Source organism: Synechococcus sp. OH20, assembly GCF_047502685.1.
Taxonomy (GTDB): Bacteria; Cyanobacteriota; Cyanobacteriia; order Thermostichales; family Thermostichaceae; genus Thermostichus.
On the sequence record NZ_JANSIQ010000002.1, the window covers coordinates 33,393 to 59,699 of the forward strand.

The window sequence follows — 26,307 nt, forward strand, 5'->3', positions numbered from 1 at the left end:
TCTCGGAGAAAAACGATGAGTTCTCGCTACCTACTGCCCCCTGCCGAGCCCAAATCTGTCGGCACCACCTACATCCTTTGGGCGCTGGGCATATTCGGGATCTGTGGCGTCCATCGCCTCTATCTGGGCAAAACCGTGACGGGCATTCTCTGGCTTTTGACCTTCGGCCTTTTGGGCTTCGGCCAGTTGATCGACCTGTTTCTGATCCCGGGCATGGTGGAAGATTACAACTTCAAGCTGGCCGTCCTGCAAGGAGTGCGGCCCTCTCCGGCTCCCGCAAAAGCCGTCTCGGCCCCGCCTCAGCCTTTGAAGGGTCAGGCTTTGATGCGGGAGATCCTGCGGCTGGCGCAGCAGCGACAAGGGATCCTCACCCTCTCCGAAGTCGCCATCGAGCTGCCTGCTGACTTTGACGAGATTGAAAAAGCGCTGCGAGAGCTGAGCCGGCGGGGCATCGCTTCTCCCGAGAACAACTTGGCTACCGGCGCAGTGGAGTACCACTTCCCTCACCTGTTGCGCTCCCCTGGCGACCGGCGCTCCCTCTGACAACGTCCTACTGGGATCCCAAGATGCCCCGCTGTTTGGCCAGTTGCATCGCCCGGCGAAAGGCCAGCAGGCCCAGCCCGAAGTAGAAAAGGCCGCTGGCCAGAGCCATGAGCAGCCGCAGGGGATCCAAGCCCGCCTCCCGCACCATCAGATCCCGCAGCAAGCCGGCCCCTGCCGTCATGGGCAGCATCTGCCCCAGCCACTTCAGGGATCCCGACCACTCTTCCGTGGGGGTGGCCAGGAGAAAGAGCAGGCCGAATTGGCTGAGGATCAGCAGTTGTTGGATGCGCTTCCAAATCAAGGCGGCGGATCCCAGCAAAAACGAGAAGCCATAGGCCCCCAGCACCACGCTCAAGAGGGGCAACAACAGAGTGGGAGGAAAGCGCAGCCGGCTGCCTGTCAACAGCAAAATGACGCCCAAAATAACGACGACGACGGAAAAGCGCAACACCAAGCTGGCGCAGGCCCGCGCCAAAAACAGGGTGGTCGCCGAAAAGGGCGAGAGCAGCACTTGCTCCAGAGTTCCCGTCTGGGCTTCTACTTGCAGGTTGAGGGCAATATCGTTCACCACAAAAATGACCAGCGTCCAGAGCACATAGCCGATCACCACCGCGTCCAGCCGTTCGCCAAATTGGGAGGCCGGCCCCGCCACATACTGAGCGCCGGCAAAGAGGGCATAGAAGAAAAAGGTGGTGATCAGGATCCCGCCCAGGGCTTCTGCCGGATAGCGGATGTACTGGATCCAGGCCCGCTTCAGCTCCGCCCAAAACAGGTGTATCGCCTGCATCATCCTCGCCCATCCCCTCTTTTTAAGAGCTTGAGAAAAATGTGGGTGAGATCCGCTTCCTCTCGCTTAATGCTAAGCAGGGGCAAGGGCTTGAGGATCTCCAGCACCTGATACAACGCCTCTGAAGAGCCGCCAAAGCGCAACTGATGGAAGCCGAGAATCTCCACCCCTTGCTGGAGCAGGCGCTCCGCCCGGCTGGGATCCAGGTCTTGTTCCAACTCAATCCGATAAGTACTGGCTGCGCCGGCAAACTGGCGGATCAGCTCCTGCGTGGGGGCCTGGCAGAGGATTCTCCCCCCCTCGATCACGGCCACTTGGTCTGAGAGGGCCTCGGCCATCTCCAGTTGGTGGGTGGTGAGGAGAATGGCCCGACCCGAAGCGGCAATTTGGCGGATCAAGGATTTCACCGCTTGCGCCGCTTCCACATCCAGCCCCAAGGTGGGTTCATCCAGCAACAGCAGAACCGGCTGGTGCAGCAGGGCAACAGCAATGGCCACCTTCTGCTGCATACCCCGCGAAAGGGTTTGCACGGCAACATCCCGTTTTTCCAGCAGGCCAAAGGTTTCCAGTAGCTCCAGCCCCCGCTGGCGAGCCGTTCTGGGGGATAGCCCCCGCAGCACGCCAAAATACTCTAAGTTTTGCAGGGGGGTGAGCCGCCAGTAGAGGTTGCGGTTGCCTTCCAGCACCGCCCCCACCTGGGCCAGCGCACCCGCATCGGCGTGGGGATCCCGTCCCAGGATGCGCACCGTGCCGGCATCCGGCTGGATCAGCCCAGCAATCATCTTGATGGTGGTGGTCTTGCCGGCTCCATTGGGCCCCAAGAAAGCCAGGATCTCCCCTGCCGCCAGCGTCAGAGAGACATCCACCACCGCCCGCACCTGCTTGCCCCCCTGCCGGTAGGTTTTCTGGAGGTGGTGAGCTTCGAGGACTTTCATGAGGCAAGGCAACGGGGAGTGCAAAAGTCCAACCCGAGGAAGGCCGGGCACCCATCCCAGTTTCTCACAGCAGAAGCCCCGCCCCGCAGCCAGGACCCAGGACTAAGTGGCTGTTGGGATCCCGGCCTCTATCCGGCTCAGGGCTAAGCCCATTTTGTCCAGCCACTGCAAAAGGTTCTCCAGTTGCTGCGCCGCAGGCACCATCCCCAGGCCCCGCACCGTCACCTTGCCCGGCTGGTAAACAAAGCGAGGCTGTAGGTGAGTGGGCAGCGCTTCCTTGAGGCGGTTCCAGGCAGGCTCCTCCATGGGAGTTTCCAGAAGCACATGCTCCTTGGCCGGCCTGATACGGGAAAAGCCCAGCCTGCGGGCCAAAATCTTCAGCTCCATCACCCGCAGCAGCTCCTGGGTAGGCCTGGGCAGGGGGCCAAAGCGATCCTGCCATTCCTGGGCAATTTGCAACAGCTCGACCCGAGAGCCGGCAGCAGCCAATTGGCGATAGGCCTGCATCTTTTGATCTTCGTCGGGGATATAGCTTTGCGGGATCATGGCGGTGACATTGAGGTCGATTTGCGTATCTTCCACCTGCGGGATCTCTTGGCCACGAATTTCGCGAATGGCCTCTTGCAGCATCTCCAAATAAAGATCGAAGCCCACAGCATTGACCTGCCCCGATTGCTGCGTGCCCAACAGGTTGCCAATGCCGCGAATCTCCATATCCCGCATCGCCAATTGATACCCAGATCCCAGTTGGGTAAATTCCTGAATGGCCTGCAGGCGTTTGCGGGCCTCTTCGGTGAGGATGCCATCTTCTCGGTAGAACAGCCAAGCATGGGCTTGGATCCCAGCCCGGCCCACCCGCCCTCGCAATTGGTAAAGCTGAGCCAGCCCAAACTCCTGGGCATTTTCGATCAAAATGGTGTTGACACGGGGAATATCCAAACCCGACTCAATAATGGTGGTGCAGACCAGGATATCGATTTCCCCGTTGTTAAAAGCCAGCATCGTCGCTTCCAGCTCTCCTTCCGGCATTTGCCCATGGGCAATGGCAATGCGGGCGCCGGGCACCCATTCCCGCAATTTGGCACTGGTCTCTTCGATCCCTTCAATGCGGTTGACAACATAAAAGACTTGCCCGCCGCGATCCAACTCTTGGCGGATAGCCGTGCGAATGACCTCAGGATTGTAGGGGGAGAGGTGAGTTTTAATCGGGCGCCGCGAGGGCGGGGGAGTTTGGATCAAGCTCATTTCCCTCAACCCCGACAAGGCCATATACAGCGTGCGGGGAATGGGGGTAGCCGTAAGGGTGAGCACGTCCACCTGGGTTTTGAGGAGTTTAATTTTCTCTTTTTGGTTGACGCCGAAGCGCTGTTCTTCGTCAATGACCAAAAGGCCCAAATCGCGAAACTGTACATCCTTGCCTAAAAGCTGGTGGGTGCCCACAATGACATCCAGTTCACCACTTTTGAGGCGGGCCAGGATCTCTTTTTTCTCGTCGGGAGTGCGGAAGCGGTTGAGTAAGCCCACTTGAATGGGATAGGGGGCAAAGCGCTCTTTGAGAGTGTGGTAGTGCTGCTGGGTGAGAATGGTGGTTGGCGCCAAAAGAGCTACTTGTTTGCCGGCGGTTACGGCTTTAAAAATGGCGCGGATGGCCACTTCCGTTTTGCCAAAACCCACATCCCCGCACAGCAGCCGATCCATGGGGCGGGGAGACTCCATATCCCGCTTGATCTCCTGGACGGCGCGAATTTGATCCGGTGTCAGAGGATAGGGAAAAGAGTCTTCCAGCTCCTGTTGCCAAGGAGAATCGAGCGGGAAGGCATAGCCCTCCTGTTGGGCACGCTTGGCATAGAGTTCCAACAGGTCAAGGGCCACTTTTTGCAGGCTCTTTTTAACTTTTTGCTTGGTCTTTTCCCAGGTGCTGCCGGACATTTTGTGCAGCGCGGGGGGGCCATCGCCGCCGGCCCGGTAGCGGGAGAGGGAGTTGACCTGGTCGGCAGCCACCCGCAGCAGGCCATCGCTGTATTGAATGACCAGATATTCTCGGGTTTCGCCGCCGATGGTGAGGCTTTCCAGCCGCAGGAACTGGCCAATGCCATGGGCCCTGTGAACAACAAAATCCCCCGGCTTGAGCAGGTTGGGATCCACCTGGCGGGAGCTGGCCTGGCGGCGCTTGCGCACATAGGTGGGGGTGGCCAGGCTGTGCTGGCCGAAAAACTCGCGGTCGGTCAGCACCACCCACCCCAGCGTGGGCAGGAGAAACCCCTCCAGATCCGCTAGGCCGGAGTACTTCAGGGCCACCGGCGTGTAGGACTGGAGCTGGCGCTCGATAGTCGGAAAATCTTTGGGGTTGGGCACGTACTGGGCCGGGCAGTCGTGTTCCTGCAGCAGAGCCACGGTGCGGGAGGGCTGGGCGGAGAGGATCCACACCTGCAAGTGTTGCTTGCGGTACTCGCGCAGGGTTTTGGCCAGGGATCCAAACTGGTGGGGAGTGGCAGGGACAGGCCGGCTTTTGAGGTCGAGGACAGCTTCCCCCTCGCCAGCAGGGGCAAAGGCACGGACCAACAGGCGGGGGAAGGGATCCCACTCAGCGGCCTCAAGATCAAAGGGGCGGTGGAAGGGCACTAGAGCCGGCTCAGCAGCCTGGGCCAATTGCCACTGCTCCTGGGCGTGGGCTAGCCACTGCCGGCTGTGGGCCTGGCACTGCTCCGGCTCGTCGATCAGGATCAAGGTATTGGGATCCAGGTAGCTCAGCAGGTTGGCCGGTGGATCGTAGAGCAGGCCGAGAAAACGGCGCAGGCCTTCTGGGGGAGGAGATCCCTGCTGCCGCAGGGCGGGGGAGAGCTGCTCCATCTTTTCCTGCAGCGCTGGCCAGAGCATGGGCCCATAGCCGGTGGGGGTCAGCCAGACAGAAGGGATCCCATCTTGGGAGCGCTGGCTTACCGGGTCGAACTCCCGCAGCCGTTCCAGCTCATTGCCAAACCACTCCAGGCGCACCGGCCACTCGCAGGCCACCGGGAAAATGTCGAGAATATCGCCCCTTTGGCTCCACTGCCCCTCGCTTTCCACCAGGCTTACCCGCTGGTAGCCCAGCCGGGCCAACTGCTGCCCCAACTGCTGCGGCGACAGCTCCAGGCCAGGTTCCAGCTTGAGGCAGAAGGCCTGAAACACCTCTGGGGGGGGAAGATGGGGTTGCAGGGCCCGCTCCGTGGCCACAACGGCCATGCCCTTTCTGCCCTGGAGACAATCGGCCAGCACCTGCAATTGTCCCCACACCAGTTCCGGCTCCAGGTCAAACGGCTCATAGGGAGAAGCCTCAGAAGTGGGATAAAGGTACACGCTCTCCCAGCCCATGCCCTCCAGTTGCGCCGTCCAGCGGCCTGCTTCTTCCAAAGTGGCAGTCACCACCAGCAGGGATCTCCCCTCCTGCTGGGCCAAAGCCGAGGCCATCAACCCCTTGGCGATCCGCCCTGCCCCCTGAATGGCTGCCTGTCGCCGCGATCTCAAGCGGGCGGCCAACTCTGGCATCAAGCCGGATTGGGCGAGAAAGCGCACCAGCGGGACAAACGACATCTTCCACCCCCCACTGCCAACTGGGATCTCCAACAAGCCGGGATCCCAATTCTGGCAGGCCCTGAGGAAAATTTGCATGGCGTTATCCCCGCCCCTCAACGGGCCATTTCGGGATTGCGGATCCCCAGGCTGCCGAGTTCGCAACCCTCTTTATCCTGTAGTCTGCTTTACACGAAGAAAACCCCTTCTCTCAGGATCCTAAAGTTAACCTTTAGAGTCGAGCAGCCCATCGCTGATCTTGGTCAAGATGCAATCCTAGGAGGAACAAAAAAGATAGCCTTCCCGACCTCATCCAAATGGGTACGGATGTCTGCAGCGAACATACCTAGAGGCGTGCCTGCACAAACTGCAGCAGAGAGGGTTGGGAAAAGTTGAGTTTATCCATCCAAACTGGGTGCCAATCATGTTTCTAGACACCGTCGCACTTTCTCGACTACAGTTTGCCCTCACGGCCATTTTCCATATGCTATGGCCGGTTTTAACAACGGGACTGGCTATTTATCTTGTTGTTATAGAGGGCCTTTGGCTGAAAACTCGCAATCTAGATTACTATCGCCACGCTCGTTTCTGGTCAAAGATCTATGTGTTGAACTTTGGCATCGGCGTGGCCTCAGGGTTGCCGATGGCCTTTCAATTTGGCATGAACTGGGCCCCTTTTTCTGAGGCGGTGGGCGACTTCTTTGGAACCGTCCTTGGGTTTGAGGGCACGATGGCCTTTATGCTGGAGGCCAGCTTTTTGGGGATCATGCTCTTTGGCTGGGAGCGGGTGCCGCCGGTGATTCACTGGATCTCGACAATCCTGGTGGCCTTCGGCGCCAACCTCTCTACCTTTTGGATCCTGACGGCCAACTCTTGGCTACAGACGCCGGCAGGGGGGGTATTTGTCGATGGGAAGTTTGTGGTGCGCGACTACCTGCAGGCGATTGTCAATCCCTTCATGGTTAATAGCTTTCTGCACATGTTTTTTGCCACTTTGGAAACCTCTTTGTTTGTGATCGGTGGCATCAGCGCCTGGTACATTCTCAAGCGGCGGCACAGCGAGTTTTTTTCCCGTTCCCTCAAAGTGGTCTTGGCAATGGCTCTGGTGGTGGCCCCTTTGCAGGTGTTTATCGGCCACTTGAGCGCGGAGCAAGTGTATCGCTATCAACCGGCCAAGCTGGCGGCCATGGAGGCCCAGTGGGAGACGATCCCCGCCGGCGAACGAGCCGATTGGAGCCTGTTAGCCCTGCCCAACGACCGAGAAGAGCGCAACGAGTGGGAGGTGAAGATCCCCGGTGCGCTGGGCTATCTGCTGGAGTTTAAGCCCAGGCTGGATCGACCGGTGCAGGGCCTGAAAGCTTGGGATCCCCAAAATCGTCCTCACATGATTGGCCTCATCTACTACTCCTTTAGGACAATGGTGGCCATTGGCCTGTTTCTGGCCGGGCTTATGGGGGTTACCTTGATCCAGTGGTTGAGGGGCAAGCTGTCGGCGGAGGCCCTCTCCCAGCAGAAGTGGCTGATGTGGGCTTGGGTCTTCGCCGCACCCCTGGGATACATTGCCGTGGAGACCGGTTGGATCGTCCGCTGCGTGGGCCGGCAGCCCTGGATTGTGTATGGACAACTGCGCACCGCGGAATCCGTTTCGCCGCTGCCGCCGGGAGAGGTGCTGTTTTCTTTGGTCGGCCTGACTGCTTTGTATACGGTGTTTTTCGTGGCTGCCCTTTACTTTGGCAGCCGCATCATCCGCAGAGGGCCTGACCTGGAGCTGCCTGCCCCCGTTCCGGCAACCCAGCCGGTGATGGTGATCGAGCCTGCCCGCCACGAGCCGGATCGCCGTCCTGCAGAAGCTCGCTAGCGCCGGTGCAGCCCCAACGAAACCCAGGCTCCTCATCCAACAGCAGCCAAGCCACTTGTCGATTTCCAACTCCCCTCTCCTAGAGGGAGAGGGGTTGGGGGTGAGGGCCCAGAGGGAGAGGGGTTGGGGGTGGTCGCGTGAGCGGCGCGGAGCGCTTGGGCCCAAAGGGAGAGGGGTTGGGGGTGAGGGGGATCATGTCTCGAACTGGTCGGAAATAAACTACAGAGAACGACGATGGAATCTTTCGAGCCTTTACAGCAGTTTTTACCGCAAGTCTGGTTTTTTATCCTCGGTCTCTTTCTCTTCCTCTATGTTCTGCTAGATGGATTTGACTTGGGGGTTGGCATCCTCTCCCTGACGGCTTCTAGCGAGACCCGCCGCAGCATTCTCATGACCAGCCTGGGCAATGTTTGGGATGCCAATGAGACGTGGCTGGTGCTGATGGGGGGATCCTTATTTGGATCCTTTCCCCTCGCCTACGCCACCATTCTCAACGCTCTCTACATTCCGCTGGTGATCATGGTGGTGGGCCTGATCTTGCGGGCTGTCTCTTTCGAGTTTCGGGAGAACGCCGACAACAAGCTGGTGTGGAACATTGCCTTCGGGGTGGGCAGCTTTTTGGCGGCCTTGGGCCAGGGGTTTGCCTTGGGCAGCGTCTTCGAAGGGATCCGCGTCGACGAAGCCGGCCACTTTGCCGGCAGCCCTTGGGATTGGCTGACCTGGCGCACGGTGTTGGTGGCTCTTACCTTGATCCAGGGCTACGTGTTAGTCGGCTCGGCCTATCTGATCGTTAAGACCACCGGCGAGCTGCAGAAAACCTACTACAAGACAGCAACCATCGCCACCTGGACAACATTGCTGGGGGCAGTGTTTATCACCATCAGCACCCCCATCATGTCGGAGCAGGCGCGCGCTCAGCTTTTCTCGCCTCCTCTTTTCTATATCTTTGCTGCCATCCCCGTTTTGGGACTTTTGTTGGTGGCTCTGTTGCTGCGCAGCCTGCGGCGGCGAGAAGAAAATAGCGTTTTGGTTTACACTTTTTTAATCTTTGCCCTTTCTTTTATCGGCCTGGGGTTTATGGTTTTCCCCAACATTATTCCTCCCAGCGTCACCATCTACGAAGCAGCCGCTTCTCCCAGTTCGCTGGTGTTTATGCTCACCTTTATTGGCTTTTTGATCCCGGTTATTTTGTCCTACAACATCTACAACTATGTGGTGTTCCGGGGCAAGATCGTGGTGCAGGAAGCAACGCCAGAAGAGGCCAAAGTTTCGGAGGCAGCTTAAACCCAAAGCAAAAAGTCTCAACTTAATTAATTAAATCAAGACCCCGCGGAGCGTTTTGCCAGGCGGGGTACATTTGCAAGCAAAACAGGGTTAACCTTGAGGGGGCCATCGGATGGGTGGCATGGCCACTCCTTAAGAAGCGCTGCTCTCTTTGGGTAGGAAGAGCAATTCCTCTAGCAGATTTGGCCTTTTCACTCCCGCTTCAGCCACTGCCGGATCTGCTCGGCAGCCACATCGCGACCTCCCAAACCAAAAGCCAAAGCCACCGCGACGGCAATCGCGCCCAGCACTAGGCCAAAAGCCAGCACCACAATGTCAGTGGCTACACCCATCTGTTGTAAGGCCATGGCGCCGACGAAAACCAAGATGGCCACCCGCGCCGCCTGCGCCAGCACGCCTGCAGAGGGGTTGCCCAAGCTCTTGATCATGGAATGGGCCAAATTGGCCAAGTAAAGGCCGATCCCGAACACCAAGGCGCCGATGAGCACCCGCCCAGAAATCAGCAACAGCCCCTCTACGATGTCGGTTAAAGCGGCAAACTGCAACAGCTCCACCGCCGGCACCGCCCCGAACAAGACCACGCCCACCCAGACCACCAGGCCGGCAATTTCAGAGGGGGTGCGCCGCTTCACCAACTCCCCTTCAGCGGCAGGCGCTTCAGGAGCAGGGGCCAAGGGCAAGCTGAGGCCGGCAGCCAAGCGGTCGAAGCCCACCGCCTGCAGCAACTGGGTCACCAAGCCCGCCAAAAACTGCCCCAGCCAGTAAAAGACGGCCAGAATCAGAGCCGATCCTGCAATTCGGGGAATGGCCCGCAACACCTGCTCCAGCATCGCCACCGCCGGATCCGAGATGGCCCGGATTTCCAGAGCATTGAGAGCCGCAATCACCGCCGGGATCAACACCAAGATGTAGGCCACCGTCCCGACAATCTGGGCCAACTGGGGAATGCCAAAGCGGGCCCCCAAGCGGTTGGCTCCTGCTGCCGCTAGCAAATTGGAGATGAGGCCGCGCACAATGCGGGCCAAAAACCAGCCCACCACACCGATGATGAGCGCTCCCAAAATGCGCGGCACCATCGACAGGATTTGATCCAGCAGGTTTTGCACCGGCCGCAGCGGCCCCCGCAGGTTCAGCGTATCCAGGATGAGCGGCAAAAAGAACAAGAGAATCAACCAGTAGAGGGCGTCACCCAGAGCTTCATTCAAGAGAAAAGGAGCGACCTCAGCCCCCCCCTCTGACTTTGCAGCCGTTCCTTCTGTACCCACCTCACCGGCAGCGCTCTCCTGTTGGAGAGGCTGAGCCAGCCGCTCGTCCAAGTTAAAGCGCCGCAGCCCCTGAATGACCGCTAGGCGGGCAACCGTGGCCACCGTCCAGCCCACCACCAGCAGCACCAGGGCTCCACCCAGCCGCGGCAGATAGACAAAGATTTCGCCTAAAAACCGATTGAGCGGATCGGAGACGGCCTGAAGCTGTAGGGCATTCAGCACCGCCACCAACACAAAAGCCAGGATGATCCAGTAAACAGCAGCGGCCACCCAGTGCTCTGTTTGCGGCAGCTTCTCGCCAGGCTTTTGCCCCAAAACCCAAGCAGCCAGGCGGTTATCGAGCTGCGTCCGCTTGAGCAGCCCCCGAACGCCAAAGGCCACCGCCGTGGCCACGATCCAACCCAGAATTAGGATGAAAATCGCCGCCAGCAGATTGGGCATAAAATCGATAAGCCTGGACCAAAGATTGACAAAAAAAGAGACAGTCTCATCTCTAAAGGTGTTTACAGGGGTGTCCATAATTACCCTCACAGCCTGAAATGCTCAGGATGCACAAATGATAAGAGTAGGTTAGCCTGAAGCGCTTCCTTGGGCAAGCTGGGTTTGTCTGGGAGAAAGCCTCAAATGTCAAAAGAAACGGCAGGTCTTGAAACAAAGCTTTACATCTATCCACAGGCGGCAAGGGTTGAGCCAAGCTGCAGGGGTTCTGCCCAAGAAAATTTAAGGTTTAGGTGTATAGGGGAAAACTTTTGCAGTTCTTTAGCTTAATCGGCGGGAAGCTCCGCACTGTATTGGTGAATTGTGTTGACTCAAGAGCCAATCAGTGTCGGGATGCAAGCCGTTCGTCCTACACTTGAGGAGAACAAGTTAAATCTCTGGAGAGTTTCCCGCCGTGGGTCGCACGGTGGCCGCACGCTGAGACCTCTGTACAAACAAGTCTGTGAAGCGTGAAGCCGTACTCTATCTAAGTTGTGTTTACTCAACGAAGATGAGTGTCGGGAGTCGTTCACCTGCTTTTCACCGTTGTCCAGAGGGCGTCGATGAGGCGCAGCTCTTCCCCTGACAGCACCTTGAGGTAGCCCAGTTTGGCAAAGGTTTCTTCATCGGGGTAGATGGCCGGATTTTTCCGATCTTCCGGATCGATCAGGGGCAGCGCTGCGGCGTTGGGGGTGGCGAAGCGGTTGTGGTTGCTCAACTGGGCGCCGACCTCGGCATCCAAAATGAAGTTGATGAAGCGATTGGCCAGCTCAGGATTGGGGGCTTTGGCAGGGATGGCCATCACGTCCAGCCAAATGTGAGCGCCCTCGCGAGGGACGAAATAGCCGATATTGGGGTTTTCTTCGGTCGCCTGCAGCGCGTCGCCACTGTAGACAATCGCCACATTGGCCGTTCCGGAGACGAGTTGATTTTTGCCTCCTACGCCTCCGATGAGGCCGGCGCTGCGGCGTTTGGTCTCGATCAAAAGCTGCTGGATCTGCTGCAGTTCGGAGCGAGCAGTGGTGTTGATATCGAAGCCCAGGTAGAGGGCTGCCGCGGCAATCATGGAGCGCATCTCATCGATCATCACAAAGGGGCCGTACTGCTGCTGCGGGTCGAAAATCAATCCCCAAGAGCGCTCGAAGTTTTCCGGCAGGCGGTCTTTGCGGTAGCCGATGCCGGTGGTGCCCCACTGGTAGGCAGCGGTGTAGGTGTTCTCTGGGTCGAAGGGCAGGTCGACAAATTTCTCGCCCAGGTTGCTCAGGTTGGGAATCAGGTCTTTGTTAAGAGGCTGCAGCAGGCCCAGCTCCACCATGTTGGGCACAACGTAGTCGGTGGGCACGACGATGTCGTACTGGCTGACGCCGCCCCCCCGCAGCTTGGCGATCATGTCCTCGTTGGATTCGTACACACTCACCACCACGCGGCTATTGGTGGCTTTCTCAAAAGCCGTGAGAATGTCGGGATCAATGTATTCTGACCAGATGTAGAGGTTGAGGGTCTGCCTCTGGGCAGGGGTGGCATGGGGCCAAAACAGAGCCAGGATCAGCACACAAAAGGCCAGGGTTGTAGCCGAGGCAATCCACTTTTTCATGAGGTTTCTCCAACTGGGAAAAGTTGAAGACATCGTATCTGCTTTGTCTTAAGTTTTTGGGAGCGGCATGGCTATATGTCGCATGTTGTGAATGTGCTTCTGTTCGGCCAAAACTCTACCCGTGGCTGCGGGGATCCGGCTGATTGGGGAGGGTGGGTCTACTCCGCTCCAGCTCAGACACCGGCCCAATACTGGTCAACTGCAGAGGCCGCCCAGTGGCCAGAGCCAACACATTGGCCCGCAAAATCGACGGCGGCTGTTCTCCAATTGCCGATCCCAGCACCTCTCCCTGCCGATCCAAAAACAGAAAATGCGGGATCCCGTTTACCCGGTAGCGGCTCAGCTCCGGCAGCCACTTGGGATTATCCACATTGAGCATGACAAAGTTGACTTGATCGGCAAATTCCTTTTTTAGGTCGGCCAAGAGAGACGCCATCGCTCGACAGGTGGTGCACCAATCGGCATAAAACTCCACCAAAGAAGGTTTGCCGTTGGCTTGAGCTTGCTCCCAAGGTATGGCTTCTTGGGCCAGAGCTTCTAGGTGGGTGCCTGCCTGACGACTTTGGCTAGCCAAAAACAGGCCAGCCGCCATGACCACCGCCACCAGGGCAACCAGCCCGTTGCGCAGCCGTTCTGTCCAGTTTTCCCTCATGGTTCATTACCTCGCGATCGGCACATCTGGTGGATCTGGCTCTCACCGTTTTAGCATCCCAGCCTGTCCTGCCGGCTCCGGCCAGAGCAACATTTTGGGCCGGGATCCCGGCTGGAGAAGAGGGCCAGGTGAGCGATAATGGGTGCGGCGTTTGACCGATGGCTCAGCGATGCGCATCTCCTTGAAGTGGCTGCGAGAACTGGTGGATTTCCAACTTGCACCGGAAGAACTGGGGGAAGCCCTCACCCTGGCAGGGTTTGAGGTGGAAGAGATCGAAGATCGCCGCAGTTGGGCAGACGGCGTCGTTCTGGGCAGGATCTTGGCTGCCGAGCCTCACCCCAACGCCGACAAGCTGCAGGTTTGTCAGGTGGATTTGGGATCCGATCGGCCTGCAACCATTGTTTGTGGAGCCGCCAACGCTCGCGCCGGGATCCTCGTAGCGGTGGCCACGCCCGGCACCTATTTGCCCGCCATCTCCCTTACCATTGCCAAAGCCGACAAGCGCGGGGTGATCTCGGAGGGCATGATCTGTTCTTTGGCCGAGCTGGGACTGGAGAAAGCTTCGCCAGGGATCCACGAATTTCCGCCCGATTTGGATCTCAGCCTGCACCCGCTTGGCTCTGATGTGCGCCCGCTGCTGGGCCTGGACGATGTGGTGCTGGATCTGACTTCCACCGCCAACCGCGCCGACGCCCTGAGCATGGTGGGGATCGCCCGCGAGGTGGCCGCCCTCACCCGCAGCCCGCTGCACCTGCCGCCCATCAAGCCTCTGCAGGCCCAGCCCATCCCCAACTTTCAGTTGCGCATTGCTGACGCCAAAGCCTGCCCCGCCTACAGCGGCGTGTTGATCGAAGGGGTGAAAGTCGGCCCCTCCCCCGACTGGCTGAAACACCGACTGGCCGCCGCCGGGATGCGCCCCATCAACAATGTTGTGGATATTACCAACCTGATCCTGCTGGAGTGGGGCCAGCCCCTGCACGCTTTCGACTGGGATCGCCTGCTCCAGGTCATGGGCAAGAAAAAGCCCACCCTTGAAGTGCGCCTGGCCCAACCGGGAGAAACCTTGAAAACCTTGGACGGCCACACCCGCACCCTGCAGCCCGACAGCCATCTCATTGTGGCCGGCGGCCAACCGGTAGCCTTGGCCGGGGTCATGGGAGGGGAAGAGACCGAAGTCAGCTCGACCACCACCCGCATCTTTTTGGAAGCAGCCCTCTTCGATCCGGCGGTGACGCGGCGCTCGGCCCGCTCCCACTCGCTGCGCACCGAGGCTTCCACCCGTTATGAGCGAGGCGTGAACTTTGCTACCCTCGATCAGGCTCGGGATCGGGCGGTAGAGCTTATTTTGGAGCTGGCGGGCGGATCGGTAGTAGGCCTTACCCGCTTCGACCAACGTCCGCCTTTAGAGCGCACCTTGAAGCTGCGGCTGTCGCGGCTGATCGATGTGTTGGGGGACGAGGTGCAGGCAGCGGATGTGGAAGAGATCTTGTCTGCTTTGGGCTTTCGGCTCTCTCGCTGCGAGGAGGTCAGCTCCCGGAGTGCCCTCTCCCCCGCCACCGAGACGGCAACTGTGGCCCGCTGCGTTTGGCAGGTCGCCGTTCCCCCCTATCGCCTGCGGGACATTGAGCGGGAGATCGACCTCATCGAAGAGTTTGCCCGTCTCTACGGCTATGACCGCTTCTCGGAAACCTTGCCCACCGAGCCGCAGGTGGGATCCCTTTCGACACGAGAAACATTCACGCGCCAGATCCGAGAGGTGCTGCGCGGCATTGGCCTGACGGAGGTGTACCACATCTCCCTCTGTCCGGCGGAAGAGGACAGCTCCCTGGTGAAAATCGCCAATCCGCTTTCGCCGGAGTACTCCGCTGTGCGCAAGGCGCTGCTGCCCGGCCTGGTGGAGGCCTTCCGCTTCAACTGGGATCAAGGCAACGGCCCGCTACAAGCTTTTGAGATTGGCCGTGTCTTTGCCCATGCCCTGCCCACCAGCCCCCACCCTTACCAAGAGGCCGAGCATGTCGGCGGCATTATGGGCGGGGATCCCAATCCCCACGATTGGCAACACCGCAACCGACCCATGGACTGGTTTGAGGCCAAGGGGCTGCTGGTCTCGGCGCTGGAGCGGCTGGGATTTGGCCCGGAGTTGCGTCTGGATCCCCCTGAGGCGCAATCGCCGCTGCTGCACCCCGGTCGTCAGGCCGGCCTGTGGATCGCAGGATCCCGCATCGGCTTGTTCGGCCAGTTGCACCCCCGCCTTTGCCAGGAAAAGGGCCTGCCGGATCAGGTCTATGGGTTTGAGTTGCAGTTGGATCCCTTACTGGAAAGCCTGGAGAGACGAGGCATTGTGCAATTTGCTCCCTTTTCGCCTTTTCCTGCTGCCGATCGGGATATCGCCTTCTTTGCGCCGCTTGACCTCACGGTTGGCGAGATCGAGAAAGTCATTCGCCAAGCCGGCGGAGAACTTCTCCAATCGGTGCAGCTTTTCGACGAGTACCGTGGCCAAGGAGTACCTGAGGGGCAGCGCAGCCTTGCCTTTCGCCTGGTGTACCGCGCTGCCGATCGCACCCTGACAGATGCGGAGGTAGAAGCCCTGCAAAACCAGGTGAGGGCCCAGTTGGCAAAACAATTTCCGGTTACCTTGCGCAGCTAAGTGACCGCTTCATGCCCCAACTGCTATTCGCCCCCCCTCTCCCACAAGGGGAGAGGGGAGTTGGAGATCAACACCTTTCTCTACAGTTGCCGCCGCTCTCTTCTGGCTTCAATGTCAAAAATCAACATGACCTATAACAAACGGCTGCTGCGCGCTTTCCAGTCCAGCTTCTGATCCAGAAGAAGCTCTAGATGAGGTAGATAGGCTGCGTAGCTGTGCTCCCCAGAGCCGATTAAGTGAGTGGCATTAAGATTCTCGATTCTGGGGTGAAACTCTTTAATTGGCTTGATCCCGCAGGGGCTGCGGTTGAGGGAAGGTACTTTGAAGACGTAGGCCAGAACCCAATCGTCTTCGTTGTAGATATTTACTAACTTTCCAGTGATATTTTCTATATGTAGACTCCAGTTCTTATCGGCTTGCCTTCTAACGGCACCGCTGAGCAGGATAACATCTTTAAGACGTCGATCTGCAGTCTGGGGCCAACCGCGCATGATGTAGTAGGCTACCCTTGCCCCCAAGGAAAACCCCATCAGGGTAATCTGCCTTTCCGACAAAGCAGAGAGCAGGCGATAGGCGTACTTCAGTCCCACTTCTTTGGCCTTTGCTTTGTGGGCTTCCCAGTGGGCAAGTAATCCTACCCCTAGCTTCAGAGGGGACAAGGTCAAACTCGCCGGGTTGGAAGCATCCCACCAAAGGTAGTACAGGGATCCCTGCCATCCGGCACGTCGGAGTGTTTCCCACAACAGTCTTTTTTCCCAAGGTTGGGTTTCACCTTCGCTAAGGAAACCGTTGATGAAAACTAGGGCCTCGTCCCAACCCAGGGAGGGTTCAATGCGGATCAAACAAGGCCTACGGTGAGTAACCTCTTCGATAGTCCAGTCAACAACAATTTCTGTAACTTTCTGGCTGACTTGGAAAGTGGTTTGACCCGTGCCAAGAAGAATTTCTCCAACTTTTTGGATGGTATCGATACCTGTACCAATGACAGTTTGCGCAACTGACCCGGTAACCTTGCCTGTATCAAAGGCGGTCTCTACAACTTTTCCGCCAATCTGGGCAAAACCTTTGAAGACCCCCTCAAGAATGTCCTGCATGGTCAATGGCACCCCCTGAGCGCTGAGACCAGCAAAATACTAGTACTATCTTACCCGCGCCGCATGGCGGTAACCCCCGTGGGATCCAGGACTTTGCCCCGTTCCACCTCGGCATAGACCAGGTAGCGATCGCCACACTCCATCCAGGTCTTGACACAGCACTCTAGGTAGGCCAGGGCATCCAATAGAACCGGGCAGCCATTTTCGGCAGTGGCCGTGGCCAGGCCGGCAAAGCGGTCTTCGCCAGGACGCTGGGGCCGCTGAAAGTGTCGCTGCAGGCTACTGCCTTTGCCCTCCCGCAAGATGTTAAGCACAAAGGTCGCTTGGGGATGGATAAGCAGTTCCGCCTCGCTGTCCCTGGTTACAGAAAGGGTTAGGCCGGGGGGGTTGAAGCTGGCCTGGGCCACCGACGAGGTGAGAAAGCCGCGCGGGATCCCATCTTGCAGGGCGGTCACCACACAGAGGGATCCCACCACCCGGCTCAAGGCCTGTCCCACCCGATCCGCCTGGGTTTCGCTGCTGGTTTGGCGGGGGGCACGCGCTCGCTTGGCCTTGCGCAGCGCCTGGGCAAACTGGGATCCCGCCTCTTGGCAAGTTTGTAGGATTGCAGGGGTGGGCTTAAACTTGGCGCGGATCGTCTCAAACCCCAAAGAAAAGCCGGCATTGAGCAACTTGCTCTCGATGAGATCCACCGCTTCGCCGCTCCAGCCGTAGGAGCCAAAAACCCCCGCCAACTTGCTGGTGGGAACCGAAGAGAGGATGATGCCCAAAACCGTTTGGATCTGGACAGGGGGATGGCCGGCCAAGGTGGGGGATCCGATGATGAACCCTTGACAGCGCTCCAGGGCCTGGGCGATCTCGTCAGGGGTGGCCCATTCGCAGTTAATTCGCTCCACCGTAACCCCAGACTGTTCCAGCCCCTGAGCTAGGGCTACAGCCATCATGCCTGTATTCCCATAAGCCGAGGTGAAGAGCAATGCCACCCGCTGCTCGCCAGGATCCTCCTCGCACCAAGCGTGGTAATCCAAGCGCAGCCGCCGCAGGCTGTGGCGCACCAAGGGGCCGTGGGCAGGGGCGTAGATTTGGGCGGGAAACTCCTCCAACTTAGCCAGGGCCGCCTTCACCTGGGGCAATTGGTTGCGGTGCAAACAGTCGAAGTAGTAGCGGCGGTCTTCGCTGAGCTGCCGCCAATGCTCGTCAAACACCTGCTCGTCGCAGACATGGGCGCCAAACAGCTTGTCGGTGAACAGGATCCCGGTGGCCGGGTCGTAGGTACAAAGGGCATCCGGGTGGCGGGGCGTGGGCACGGTGCGAACGTGCAGCTCATGCCCTTCCCCCAAATCCAGGCGATCCCCGTCGCGGAGCACCCGCAGGCGGAAAGACTGGTCGCCATTGTAGGTAATGCCCAGATCGGCTGCCTCTTCTTCGTCGCGGCTGCGGGGCACGGGATCCATCTCTTCAAAGGCGGCCCGCAGCGTGATGGATCCCGGCTTGGAGCAGAGCACCGTTGCATAGGGAGCCAGAGGCAATAGGGCTTTGAGGGTAGCAATGCGGTTAAAGTTGACGTGGCTGAGCAAAATAAAGTCCAACCGCTGCAGGTATTGGTGCTGGGCCAGCTCCTCCAGAAAGATGTTGGTGAACGATTCCCCCGGCGGATCGATGAGAAGGGTTTGGCGGGCCTGGATGAGGTAGCTGTTGGCGGTGGTGCCCCGTTGCCGGGCATATTCCAGCTCAAACTTCAAGCGATCCCAGGTGCGGGAGCGGAGAACCAACGTGGACGGGCCGATATGGGCCACTTGGACATCACGGGCGGGGATCCTACTCTCCATAGCAGCCTCCGATGCGGCATCTGTCTTCAGCTTGCCACGAAGCTGAAGGACTGGGGATCCCCTTTCAGAGTTGCGGGAGGCTGCGGGTTGGCTTAACCAAAAGCAAATACAGCATGAACAAGCTGGCGCTTCCCCCCAGAGGTGGGGATGTCTGAAACTCGGGATCCCTTGCATACTGTTGCTATCTTGGCACTCGCACAGGTGCTCCCTCTTTTCCCCGTTATCTGAGATACGGCCATGCCTGCTCCTTCCCCGCTGTTGCTCAAACTTGCCCTGCGTCTGCTTGGCTCTCTGAAGATCCCGGTGGATCGGCGCAGGATCCGCGAGCGTGGCTTTGTTCTACCGGTCGCCATCTTGATTGTGCTGGTGTTGAGCTTGGTAACGGTGGGCCTGCTCACCCGCTCCACCCAGCGCAACATCCAAACCCAGGTGGAACGGGCGGGGCAGATGGTTAGCCGACAACTAAACGCCGCCATCGACCGGGCGCGGGCCAAGATCGACTACTTGGTGCGGGATCCCCGCCTGCCCGCTGGCACCCCTACTGATGCCCAACTTGCCGCGGCCTTGATTAACGACGGGGCGGGAGGGCTGCTCCCGCGGGATGAGAACGAGCCCTACATCCTCCCCGATGAAACCCAGTTCGAAATTACAACCAACATCGAGGTGGAGGATCCCAACAACCCCGGGCAAACCCTGCCTGTGCCGGTACGGGCGCCGGCCTGGTGGTTTTTGGTGGACACCGACAACAACGGCGTCAACGACTCGGTTACTGCCTATACAATTCTTCATAATCGCCGTGCGCCGGTGAGGAACCAGAAGGAACAACAAGGCTTTGAAGCTAACATCAGCGACACAGAGCGGGCGCATCGGTTGCTGATCCGCAGTGGCCCTCTGCAAGGGTCGGCTCTGGGCGCTTGTACCGACAACCCCGCCGAGCAGACCGCCAACCCCAACGTGGGAGACTGGTTCCAGGTGGGATCGGCGCTGTACAAGCCTTTCCAGGTCTTTGCCGTCACTTTGCCCATTCAAGGCGCCGACTCCACCACCCGCGCCATCTCGGCTTTGCAGTTCCAGCAGGATCGGAAGCGGGATCTCCTCAACAAGTGGGGGGCCTTCAGCCGCGGCGACCTAGAGTTTTTCTTCACCCCCGGCTACAACTGGAACGGCGCCATCTACGCCGGCGGCAGCCTTTTCTTCCGCTATGCTCCCAACAACTTGTTCCGGGCTTTCACCATCAGCTCGGAGCAATCCTGCTTCTACATGCCTGTAGATAACTCGGAGATTACTGCCTTCGGAGAGCTGGTGGCAGGGGCTATTGGCTACGCCGGCCAGCAGGTGAGCGATACCCTGATTTTCGATGTTCACTCTGGCCAGCAAGACGTAGAGCCGAGCGTGTTGGCCCGGCTAAACAACCTGAACTTTGACTCGGTGCAAAACGGGGTGGAGCCGGAGAATGTGGCCCTGGATCCGCTGGAGCTCCACCTTTTCGGCCGCATCCGCACCCGCGGATCCTATGCCTCAGATGCAGCGGGATGGGCGGCTTCTCCCCTCAACGCCAAACGGGAGCCCAACCCCGGACGGATCAAGGCCGGCGGTTTTCAGGCCGGTTCCGACCAGGTCTGCCCTCCCTACGTGGACGATGTCTATCGGGCCGACAACCGCTTTGGGCCCAAGGCCAGCTACGAACGTCCGCCCGTGACGCCTGACCCGCAGAATGGCTGCAACGTGCCCACCTTTGCCGAAAAGTTCAACGCCAGGGCAGGTGACACAATCCCGTCTGAGGCCGAAAATGAGCTGGGCGAATCCCTCACGGCCGACGAGCCACCCCCAGGCGCGCTTGCCGAGGTGGGGCTGGATGGCTACTGGGAGCGGCGGGCCCGCGTGGAAGGCCTGCGGGTGATCGTGGGGCAGCGCCTGGAGCTGACCCGCACCGACTCTTTGCCGCTGCCGTTGGTGCCAGGGGGCGATCCCAATGATCCCACTAAGCTACAGGCCATTTTCATCAGCAACGAGGCGCGGCAACGCTTGACCCTGCGGGACAACCCGGCAGCAGTGCAGGCCACGGCGGTTTACCACCACAGCCACCAAGATGGGCGCTTCCCCATCGCCTGCCTGGCCACGGTGGCTCACCCCGGCACTCCCTGGAGCTTGCAGCGGGCTTCCACCTTCCCCGCCGGCGATCAGACCAATCAACTGGGCATCAACTTCTTCACCGGCCAGGGCACCAACGTCTGGGAATATGACCCTGCGCCGATGCAAGAGCGGCTGCGGCCTGGCACAGCCCTGTGGACGGCGCTGACCAACCTGGCCAATTTTGCCGGCGACCCCGACGGAGCCTATCCGCCCAGGCAGGAGGCGGGCCGCATCCACCCAGATCCGTTCATCACTGCCTTTGGCAACTTCTCCGAGCTGCGGCGAATCATCAACAACCCGAACAACCTCAGCTTGGCGGATCAAACCACGCTGCAGACGGCGGGTTGCATGCTGGGCATGCTGGCCGACAACATTCTGCGGATTGAGGCGGCTGCCAACGCCGGGGATCCAGCAGCTCAGATCCTTCGGGATGACATTCAAGCCAGCCGTAGGGGTGATCTGAATGCCTCTAACCGCTTCTACCTGCCGCTGCGCTACATCTTCCCCACCAGCGACTTTGGCCAGGCGGATCCCATAGAGAGCGAGCGGCGAGGCGCCTACTCCTGGCTGCCGGCTGCCACCTACCAGGCAGTAACCGACCTTGAGCAAGTGGCTCTTCGGCCTCGCTCCACCATCAACGACTGGCGTTTGCCCCGTGCCACTGCCACTTGCCCCAGCAGCACCCTACTCGGTGGCAACCACCCCAACAGCAACCAGATGGAGCTGATCCAGGTCGGCGACCAGTGCCATCGCGTGCCCTTCAAAGATTCGGTGTTTTACGATGGCCGCGAGGCAATGGCGGTGCGGGCCCTCAACATCGACCTGGCCCTTTTGACCAACAACGCCAATGGTCAGGCCAACGGCTTGATTAACGGAGATACTTGGCTGCCTGCCGGCGTGCAAGAAGGCCGCGAAGGGGGTATTTTCTACGCCTTCCGGGAAGATGCGGTGCGGGAGGATGCCATTGCCCGCCCGCCTTTGACCAACTTCACCGCCTATCAAACTGCCTGGCAAGCGGCAAACGCCCGTGGCACCCTTCCCTTCATCATGAATGCCGGTCAGCCTGGTCGCAACCAACCGGTCGGCGATCCGCCTGTCTCCAACGAGGGCCTCAGTCCTAAGCCGGTGGACTACTACCCCGATCCGGATCGGCGGCCCTATGGCTTCCGGCTGCGCAATGGGGCAGTGTTGGCGCGGGGTGGGTTTAACCTCGATGAAGCCGTCTTTGGCCTCTCCTTTATTTCCGACAACCCCGTCTACATCCAAGGGGACTTTAACCTGCACCAGACGGCAGGAGGCAATCGGCTGGAGGAGTTCACCACTCGCCTCACTTTTGGATCAGACGGCCTTTACGACAACTTCTACAAGCGACTCCGGAAGAATGAAGATCGGGGCTTTGCCCGGGCAGCCCAGGATCTCTGGCGGCCCAGCGAGATCATAGGCGACTCGGTCAATATCCTCTCCGCCGATTTCTGCGATGGCAGCATTGACGATGGCTTTGTCCAGGATGGCACCCTCAATGGCGGCGGCAGCAGCTTTGTGGCCAACCGCGACTACCAGGGCAACCCACAGCGGGCCTCGGCTCCTCGCCGCAACGACTACTACGGCTGCAGCGGGCCAAACCTAGGGGCCAACACCTCCTTCCTCAACCAGGCGCTGGTGATCCGCGGCAACAACTGGCCGGCTCCGGATCCGAATAACGATGGCGCCGGTGTCCTGCGCTTCGACAACACCGGCGGGGCCCAGAACCTGGGCGACAACACCAACCAGCCCGGCTGGCCGGACGTGTTTGCCCGCGACACCATCTTTGAGCACTTTGAGCACCGCAACAGCACCGATGACTTGACGGCGGGCGGTGGCGTGCCGGCGGAGCGGCAGTTGCGGGCGCCAGACACGGGCTATGCCAACTTCGGCGTGCGCATCTCCGCCTTGGGCAACCCGGTGCTGGATACCTCCCGCTGGGTGATGGTGGCTCCCATCGGGCCCTGCCCGAACCCTGGCGGCGCTGGCCTGCTGGCCGAGTACTACAACGGCTGGATCAGGAGCCCGCAGAACGAGTACAACCGCAACACAGGGTTTGCCACCAACCCCAGGGGCCAGGAGGTGGGCCCTCTGCCCACCAAACCCCAAGATGTTCAAAGCGCCAACCTGCCCTACCTGCGGGCGGTGCGCTGGCCGGATCCGGTGTTCCCGGCCCAGGGGGTGCCGGAGGCCATCGGTCAATACAACAACGGCTACACCAGCAGTGCGCCGAGCTGTCCCACGACCAACTTGGGCAGCGCCACCAACGACCAGCGCTGGGCCTGCGTGCGCAACGCTATCGATAATCCAGCTAACCTAGCACCTTTTGCCCGCAGCGGCCCTGGTTTCCCCGGGTGGGGTGGCTTCCAGTACCAGTTCGGCAGCAGCACGTCCCGGGATTCAAGGTCTCCCTTCAAGCGGATGCTGTACAACAATTTCCCCACTTGCAGCAGCTCTTTGTCTGACATCCTGCAGCCCCTTTGCCGCCTGTCGGTGCCAATTCTCTCGCCGCCGAATCTTTGGGAGCCTCAGCCACCTTTCATCCCGCCTGATCCTAGTCCGGATCGCCGGGATCGCGGCGACTGGTTCTGGATGCCCAGTTGCGGAGAGCCAGACGGCAATAACGGCCTGCCGAATGCGCCCATCGATGCGGATGACATCGGCTATTCCTATAAGCCTGTCGGCAGCCCTCGCATTGGATACGACCTCACTAGGCTGCTCCCCAACGGACAGGGAACTAGCGAGCTCCACCAACCATTCAACCCCAACCAGTTCAACTTCCTACGCTCCTGCTGGCGGCGCAGAACTGGTGGATCCGGCAGTGGCAACAACAACGGCAACGATTTCTTCGTCGTCCGCTGGGTAGGGGAGCTCTATCCCCGCTGGCCGGGCCTGCAGAGCTACCGCATCCTCGATGGCGACGATGGCGTGCGGCTGATCATTCGGCGCAACTCCAGATTCACCCCTTCCAACCCCGCGGAGCCACCCACCTTCATCAACCGCGGCGTTTGGAACGGCAATCCCCTCAGCGGCCTAGGGCAGGACGCGGCAGGGGCCGAGGCCTGGCAGGATAGCGGCAGCAACCAGGTCACCCTGCGCCTGGAGCTGGACTGCGCGGATCCATCCCAGGACTCTCCCTACCTGGTAGAGATCCAGACCTATGAAAACACCGGCACTGCGCGATTGCGCTTTGCTACCCGCGATGGCAGCGATCTGGAAGACTACGACCTGCGCTACCTAAAGCCGCTGCCGCCAGTCAACCTGCCTTGCCAGCCGGATCCGAACAAAGATCTGCTGCCCAATCAGAAGTACTGCGCGGTCAGCCTCAATTGTGATCCCATTTGGGATAATAATTGGACGCCCGCTTGTGAACCCAATATTTGTCAGCCAAAGACCATCACCCAAACCAAAACAGCCAGGCTGCCCGCCGGCTGCCCCGGCACGCCGCCGACGCCCCAAACCCGGCAGTTCACCTGCTACCCACAGTACAACTACGGGAATTGGTCGGACTGGAGTCCTCAGTGCACCCAGCAGCAGCAGTGCAGCCGGGCCACCATCACCCAAACCCGCACCCGTACGGTTACGCCGCTCTGTACCAGCCAAGCTCCCTTCAACGAAACCCAAACCCAAACCATCACCTGCCAGCCGCCGGGTGCTCAATGCACCTATACAGCCTGGACTCCTGCGTGCACAGTGGCCAACGGCGGCCTGAAGATAACCCAAACCCGCACCGAGACCTGCACCTCGATCTGCGGAACCACCACTACGACGCAAACCCAACAGGTTACCTGCCCGCAAACTTGCAACTACAACTGGGGCCCTTGGTCGCCGGCTAGCTGCGACGAGGTCATCAACCAAATTGCCTGCGGCACAACCAAAACCTTTACCCAAACTCGGACGGGCACCCTCATCGCCGGTACCAGCAGCCCCACCTGCCAACCAACCACGACGCAGTCACAAAATCTCACCTGTCAAGGGCGGCCTTGCGGGCCAGGTACCTTTGCGCCCGATGCTCCCGGCAAGAGCCCCTTGGGCGAGTGGATGGCGGCCAAGCCCAACACGGTGGAGCTGCGCCCCGTGGGTGAAGTTCAAGCTGAGCCGGAGCCGGAGACGATCAGCGTCCACGACGTGGCCCAGGCTGCCGATGAAGGTGTAACCATTGCCCTAGAGCCGCGGCTTTCGCCGGTGCTGGAGGTGAAAGCAGGGGTGCCCAAGCCGCCCAAGTGGCCCAACCCTGCCGAAGCCCTGCAGGCCGCCTTCAACTGGATCTTCGGCGAGCCGGCCCATGCCGCCCGCAACGGCCTGAAGAGTAACTTGCTGCTCACCGAGATTGCCAACCCCAGCAAAGAGCCGGGCATCCGCCCTGCCGAAAAACCCGCTCCAGAGATTCCTGGCAAGCCGGCTCTAGGCACCGAGGACTGGGCACGGCGGCTGCGGCGCCGGTTGCTCGACGAAAAGAATCCAGAGAATCCAACCGTCCGCTGCGACTCTGAGGAGAAAGTCGGCCCCGATGGCGGCTTCTGGGTGCCGGGCGTGTTCCGCCCCAACTTCAACGACCGCTTCAAGTACACCGCCTACACCGGTGCCAGCCGCCCCAGCACGTTGCGCTTTGAGGATAAAAACGGGAACGGGCAGCCGGATCCGGATGAGGTTTTGGATCGGGATCCGCTGTTTGGGTTTGATTCGGCTCCCAACCAGCAAGGGCTAGAGATCCAACCCCAAATGGCACTCAACCCCTACGCCCGCGTCAACAAGACCGCTGCGACCCAGGGCTACACCCCCGCATCCAAGTACGCGGACGGCTACTACATCGACGATAGGGGCGATGGGGACAGCGAAAAAATCCGCAACGGCCTCTGCTTCTACATCAAGCCCAACGGCAACACCATCCAGGTACAGGTTGATCGGGATGGCGGCGGCGGCAATAACCCCGAGTGGGTGGATGTGGAGCCCTTTACCCTGGATCTGAACAAGCCCACCACCGGCTTTGCTGGCAACAACCCGGTGCTGGGCGTGATCCTGGACGAGGTGACGCGGCGACCCATTCCTATTCCCCGCTTCCAAGAACTGGCCTCCACCGACCCGAACCAGCGCCGCCGCAACGACGACGGCAGCCAAAACCGGCAACTGCAGCCTGCCCGAGAGACGCGGGTCAACGCGGTGGCTGTTAGCGGCGTGCTCCCCTCGCGGCTGGATCAAACCGCCGGCGGCATGCACAACTTCCTGCGCCTCAACGAGCTGTGGAGAAATACCAACCTCTTCTTCAGCGGCTCAATGATCCAGCTCAACTACAGCACCTATGCCACCGGCCCCTTCCTGCAGCGCAGCTTCGAGCCGCCCAACCTGGTGCCGGATCCAACCTTTGTGCTCGGCTACGACTACTACTCCCCACCCAACCGCCGCTTCGGCTACGACGTGGGCCTGCAGATTGCCCGCCGCCCCGGCGCCGTCTCCAGCCGCTTCCAATTCCCCTCCAACGCGCGCACCGAGTTCCTGCGCGAGCTGGATCCACAAGATCCGTATGTGCGGCGGCTGCGCTGCGCGCTCCAGGATCAGCCGGGTGTGCCGTTGGATCCGTCTGCCCAGATTGGCGGCTGCAATGAGTTCAATTGATATGGAGCTGATATAGATCCGTCCGG

General features: G+C 59.9%; 13 protein-coding genes. 5 read left to right on the forward strand and 8 right to left on the reverse strand.

What is annotated here, in order from left to right; all coding sequences use genetic code 11:
* The first annotated feature begins 15 nt into the window (after nucleotides 1-15).
* Complete coding sequence (locus tag NW826_RS00230) at nucleotides 16-543, forward strand: TM2 domain-containing protein (RefSeq protein ID WP_414334965.1); 528 nt, start codon at nucleotides 16-18, stop codon at nucleotides 541-543.
* A gap of 7 nt (nucleotides 544-550) precedes the next feature.
* On the opposite strand, the gene NW826_RS00235 is transcribed toward NW826_RS00230, so the two are convergent.
* The 3 genes from NW826_RS00235 to mfd form a co-directional block, all read right to left on the reverse strand.
* Nucleotides 551-1,333, reverse strand: a complete 783-nt coding sequence (locus NW826_RS00235) for an ABC transporter permease (protein WP_414509146.1) — start codon at nucleotides 1,331-1,333, stop codon at nucleotides 551-553.
* Nucleotides 1,330-2,265 (reverse strand): ABC transporter ATP-binding protein, encoded by a 936-nt coding sequence (locus NW826_RS00240; protein ID WP_414509147.1) that lies wholly within the window; start codon nucleotides 2,263-2,265, stop codon nucleotides 1,330-1,332. The genes NW826_RS00235 and NW826_RS00240 overlap by 4 nt, the downstream gene beginning before the upstream one ends.
* Nucleotides 2,266-2,367: 102 nt before the next feature.
* Nucleotides 2,368-5,835, reverse strand: coding sequence for a transcription-repair coupling factor (gene mfd / locus NW826_RS00245; RefSeq protein WP_414509170.1), 3,468 nt, complete (start codon nucleotides 5,833-5,835; stop codon nucleotides 2,368-2,370).
* Between the two features lie 403 nt (nucleotides 5,836-6,238).
* Between mfd and NW826_RS00250 the strand changes: the two genes are divergently transcribed.
* Both NW826_RS00250 and cydB read left to right on the forward strand, forming a co-directional pair.
* On the forward strand, nucleotides 6,239-7,672 hold the full coding sequence (locus tag NW826_RS00250; protein WP_414334968.1) for a cytochrome ubiquinol oxidase subunit I: 1,434 nt from the start codon (nucleotides 6,239-6,241) through the stop codon (nucleotides 7,670-7,672).
* 234 nt (nucleotides 7,673-7,906) lie between these two features.
* Nucleotides 7,907-8,956, forward strand: a complete 1,050-nt coding sequence (gene cydB / locus NW826_RS00255) for a cytochrome d ubiquinol oxidase subunit II (protein WP_414336827.1) — start codon at nucleotides 7,907-7,909, stop codon at nucleotides 8,954-8,956.
* Between the two features lie 191 nt (nucleotides 8,957-9,147).
* Here the strand turns inward: cydB and NW826_RS00260 are convergent, their stop codons facing one another.
* From NW826_RS00260 to NW826_RS00270, 3 genes are all read right to left on the reverse strand, one after another.
* Complete coding sequence (locus NW826_RS00260) at nucleotides 9,148-10,662, reverse strand: mechanosensitive ion channel (protein ID WP_414509148.1); 1,515 nt, start codon at nucleotides 10,660-10,662, stop codon at nucleotides 9,148-9,150.
* Between the two features lie 565 nt (nucleotides 10,663-11,227).
* Complete coding sequence (locus NW826_RS00265; protein ID WP_414335349.1) at nucleotides 11,228-12,292, reverse strand: spermidine/putrescine ABC transporter substrate-binding protein; 1,065 nt, start codon at nucleotides 12,290-12,292, stop codon at nucleotides 11,228-11,230.
* A 115-nt stretch (nucleotides 12,293-12,407) separates the two neighbouring features.
* Entirely contained in the window at nucleotides 12,408-12,944 is a 537-nt protein-coding gene (locus tag NW826_RS00270) for a thioredoxin domain-containing protein (RefSeq protein WP_414509149.1), read from the reverse strand.
* A 169-nt stretch (nucleotides 12,945-13,113) separates the two neighbouring features.
* Between NW826_RS00270 and pheT the strand changes: the two genes are divergently transcribed.
* Nucleotides 13,114-15,591 carry a phenylalanine--tRNA ligase subunit beta gene (pheT, locus tag NW826_RS00275; RefSeq protein ID WP_414509171.1) on the forward strand — a complete coding sequence of 826 codons (2,478 nt, stop codon included), beginning with the start codon at nucleotides 13,114-13,116 and terminating at the stop codon, nucleotides 15,589-15,591.
* A 131-nt stretch (nucleotides 15,592-15,722) separates the two neighbouring features.
* Here the strand turns inward: pheT and NW826_RS00280 are convergent, their stop codons facing one another.
* Both NW826_RS00280 and NW826_RS00285 read right to left on the reverse strand, forming a co-directional pair.
* Entirely contained in the window at nucleotides 15,723-16,685 is a 963-nt protein-coding gene (locus NW826_RS00280) for a DUF726 domain-containing protein (RefSeq protein WP_414509150.1), read from the reverse strand.
* A 50-nt stretch (nucleotides 16,686-16,735) separates the two neighbouring features.
* A complete protein-coding gene (locus NW826_RS00285) occupies nucleotides 16,736-18,514 on the reverse strand; it encodes a flavin reductase (RefSeq protein ID WP_414335357.1) in 1,779 nt (592 codons plus the stop codon).
* A gap of 237 nt (nucleotides 18,515-18,751) precedes the next feature.
* Between NW826_RS00285 and hpsA the strand changes: the two genes are divergently transcribed.
* The gene (hpsA, locus tag NW826_RS00290; protein ID WP_414509151.1) at nucleotides 18,752-26,281 is read left to right on the forward strand and encodes a hormogonium polysaccharide biosynthesis protein HpsA; all 7,530 of its coding nucleotides are present in this window, start codon (nucleotides 18,752-18,754) and stop codon (nucleotides 26,279-26,281) included.
* Nucleotides 26,282-26,307 lie beyond the last annotated feature (26 nt).

Excerpts from the sequence above, each read along its gene's own strand:
- NW826_RS00240 (WP_414509147.1), bottom strand. The coding sequence starts at position 2,265 with ATGAAAGTCCTCGAAGCTCACCACCTCCAGAAAACCTACCGGCAGGGG.
- NW826_RS00270 (WP_414509149.1), bottom strand. The coding sequence starts at position 12,944 with ATGAGGGAAAACTGGACAGAACGGCTGCGCAACGGGCTGGTTGCCCTG.
- NW826_RS00235 (WP_414509146.1), bottom strand. The coding sequence starts at position 1,333 with ATGATGCAGGCGATACACCTGTTTTGGGCGGAGCTGAAGCGGGCCTGG.
- NW826_RS00265 (WP_414335349.1), bottom strand. The coding sequence starts at position 12,292 with ATGAAAAAGTGGATTGCCTCGGCTACAACCCTGGCCTTTTGTGTGCTG.
- NW826_RS00250 (WP_414334968.1), top strand. The coding sequence starts at position 6,239 with ATGTTTCTAGACACCGTCGCACTTTCTCGACTACAGTTTGCCCTCACG.
- NW826_RS00280 (WP_414509150.1), bottom strand. The coding sequence starts at position 16,685 with ATGCAGGACATTCTTGAGGGGGTCTTCAAAGGTTTTGCCCAGATTGGC.
- NW826_RS00230 (WP_414334965.1), top strand. The coding sequence starts at position 16 with ATGAGTTCTCGCTACCTACTGCCCCCTGCCGAGCCCAAATCTGTCGGC.
- NW826_RS00260 (WP_414509148.1), bottom strand. The coding sequence starts at position 10,662 with ATGCCCAATCTGCTGGCGGCGATTTTCATCCTAATTCTGGGTTGGATC.
- hpsA (WP_414509151.1), top strand. The coding sequence starts at position 18,752 with ATGCCTGCTCCTTCCCCGCTGTTGCTCAAACTTGCCCTGCGTCTGCTT.
- cydB (WP_414336827.1), top strand. The coding sequence starts at position 7,907 with ATGGAATCTTTCGAGCCTTTACAGCAGTTTTTACCGCAAGTCTGGTTT.
- NW826_RS00285 (WP_414335357.1), bottom strand. The coding sequence starts at position 18,514 with ATGGAGAGTAGGATCCCCGCCCGTGATGTCCAAGTGGCCCATATCGGC.
- mfd (WP_414509170.1), bottom strand. The coding sequence starts at position 5,835 with ATGTCGTTTGTCCCGCTGGTGCGCTTTCTCGCCCAATCCGGCTTGATG.
- pheT (WP_414509171.1), top strand. The coding sequence starts at position 13,114 with ATGCGCATCTCCTTGAAGTGGCTGCGAGAACTGGTGGATTTCCAACTT.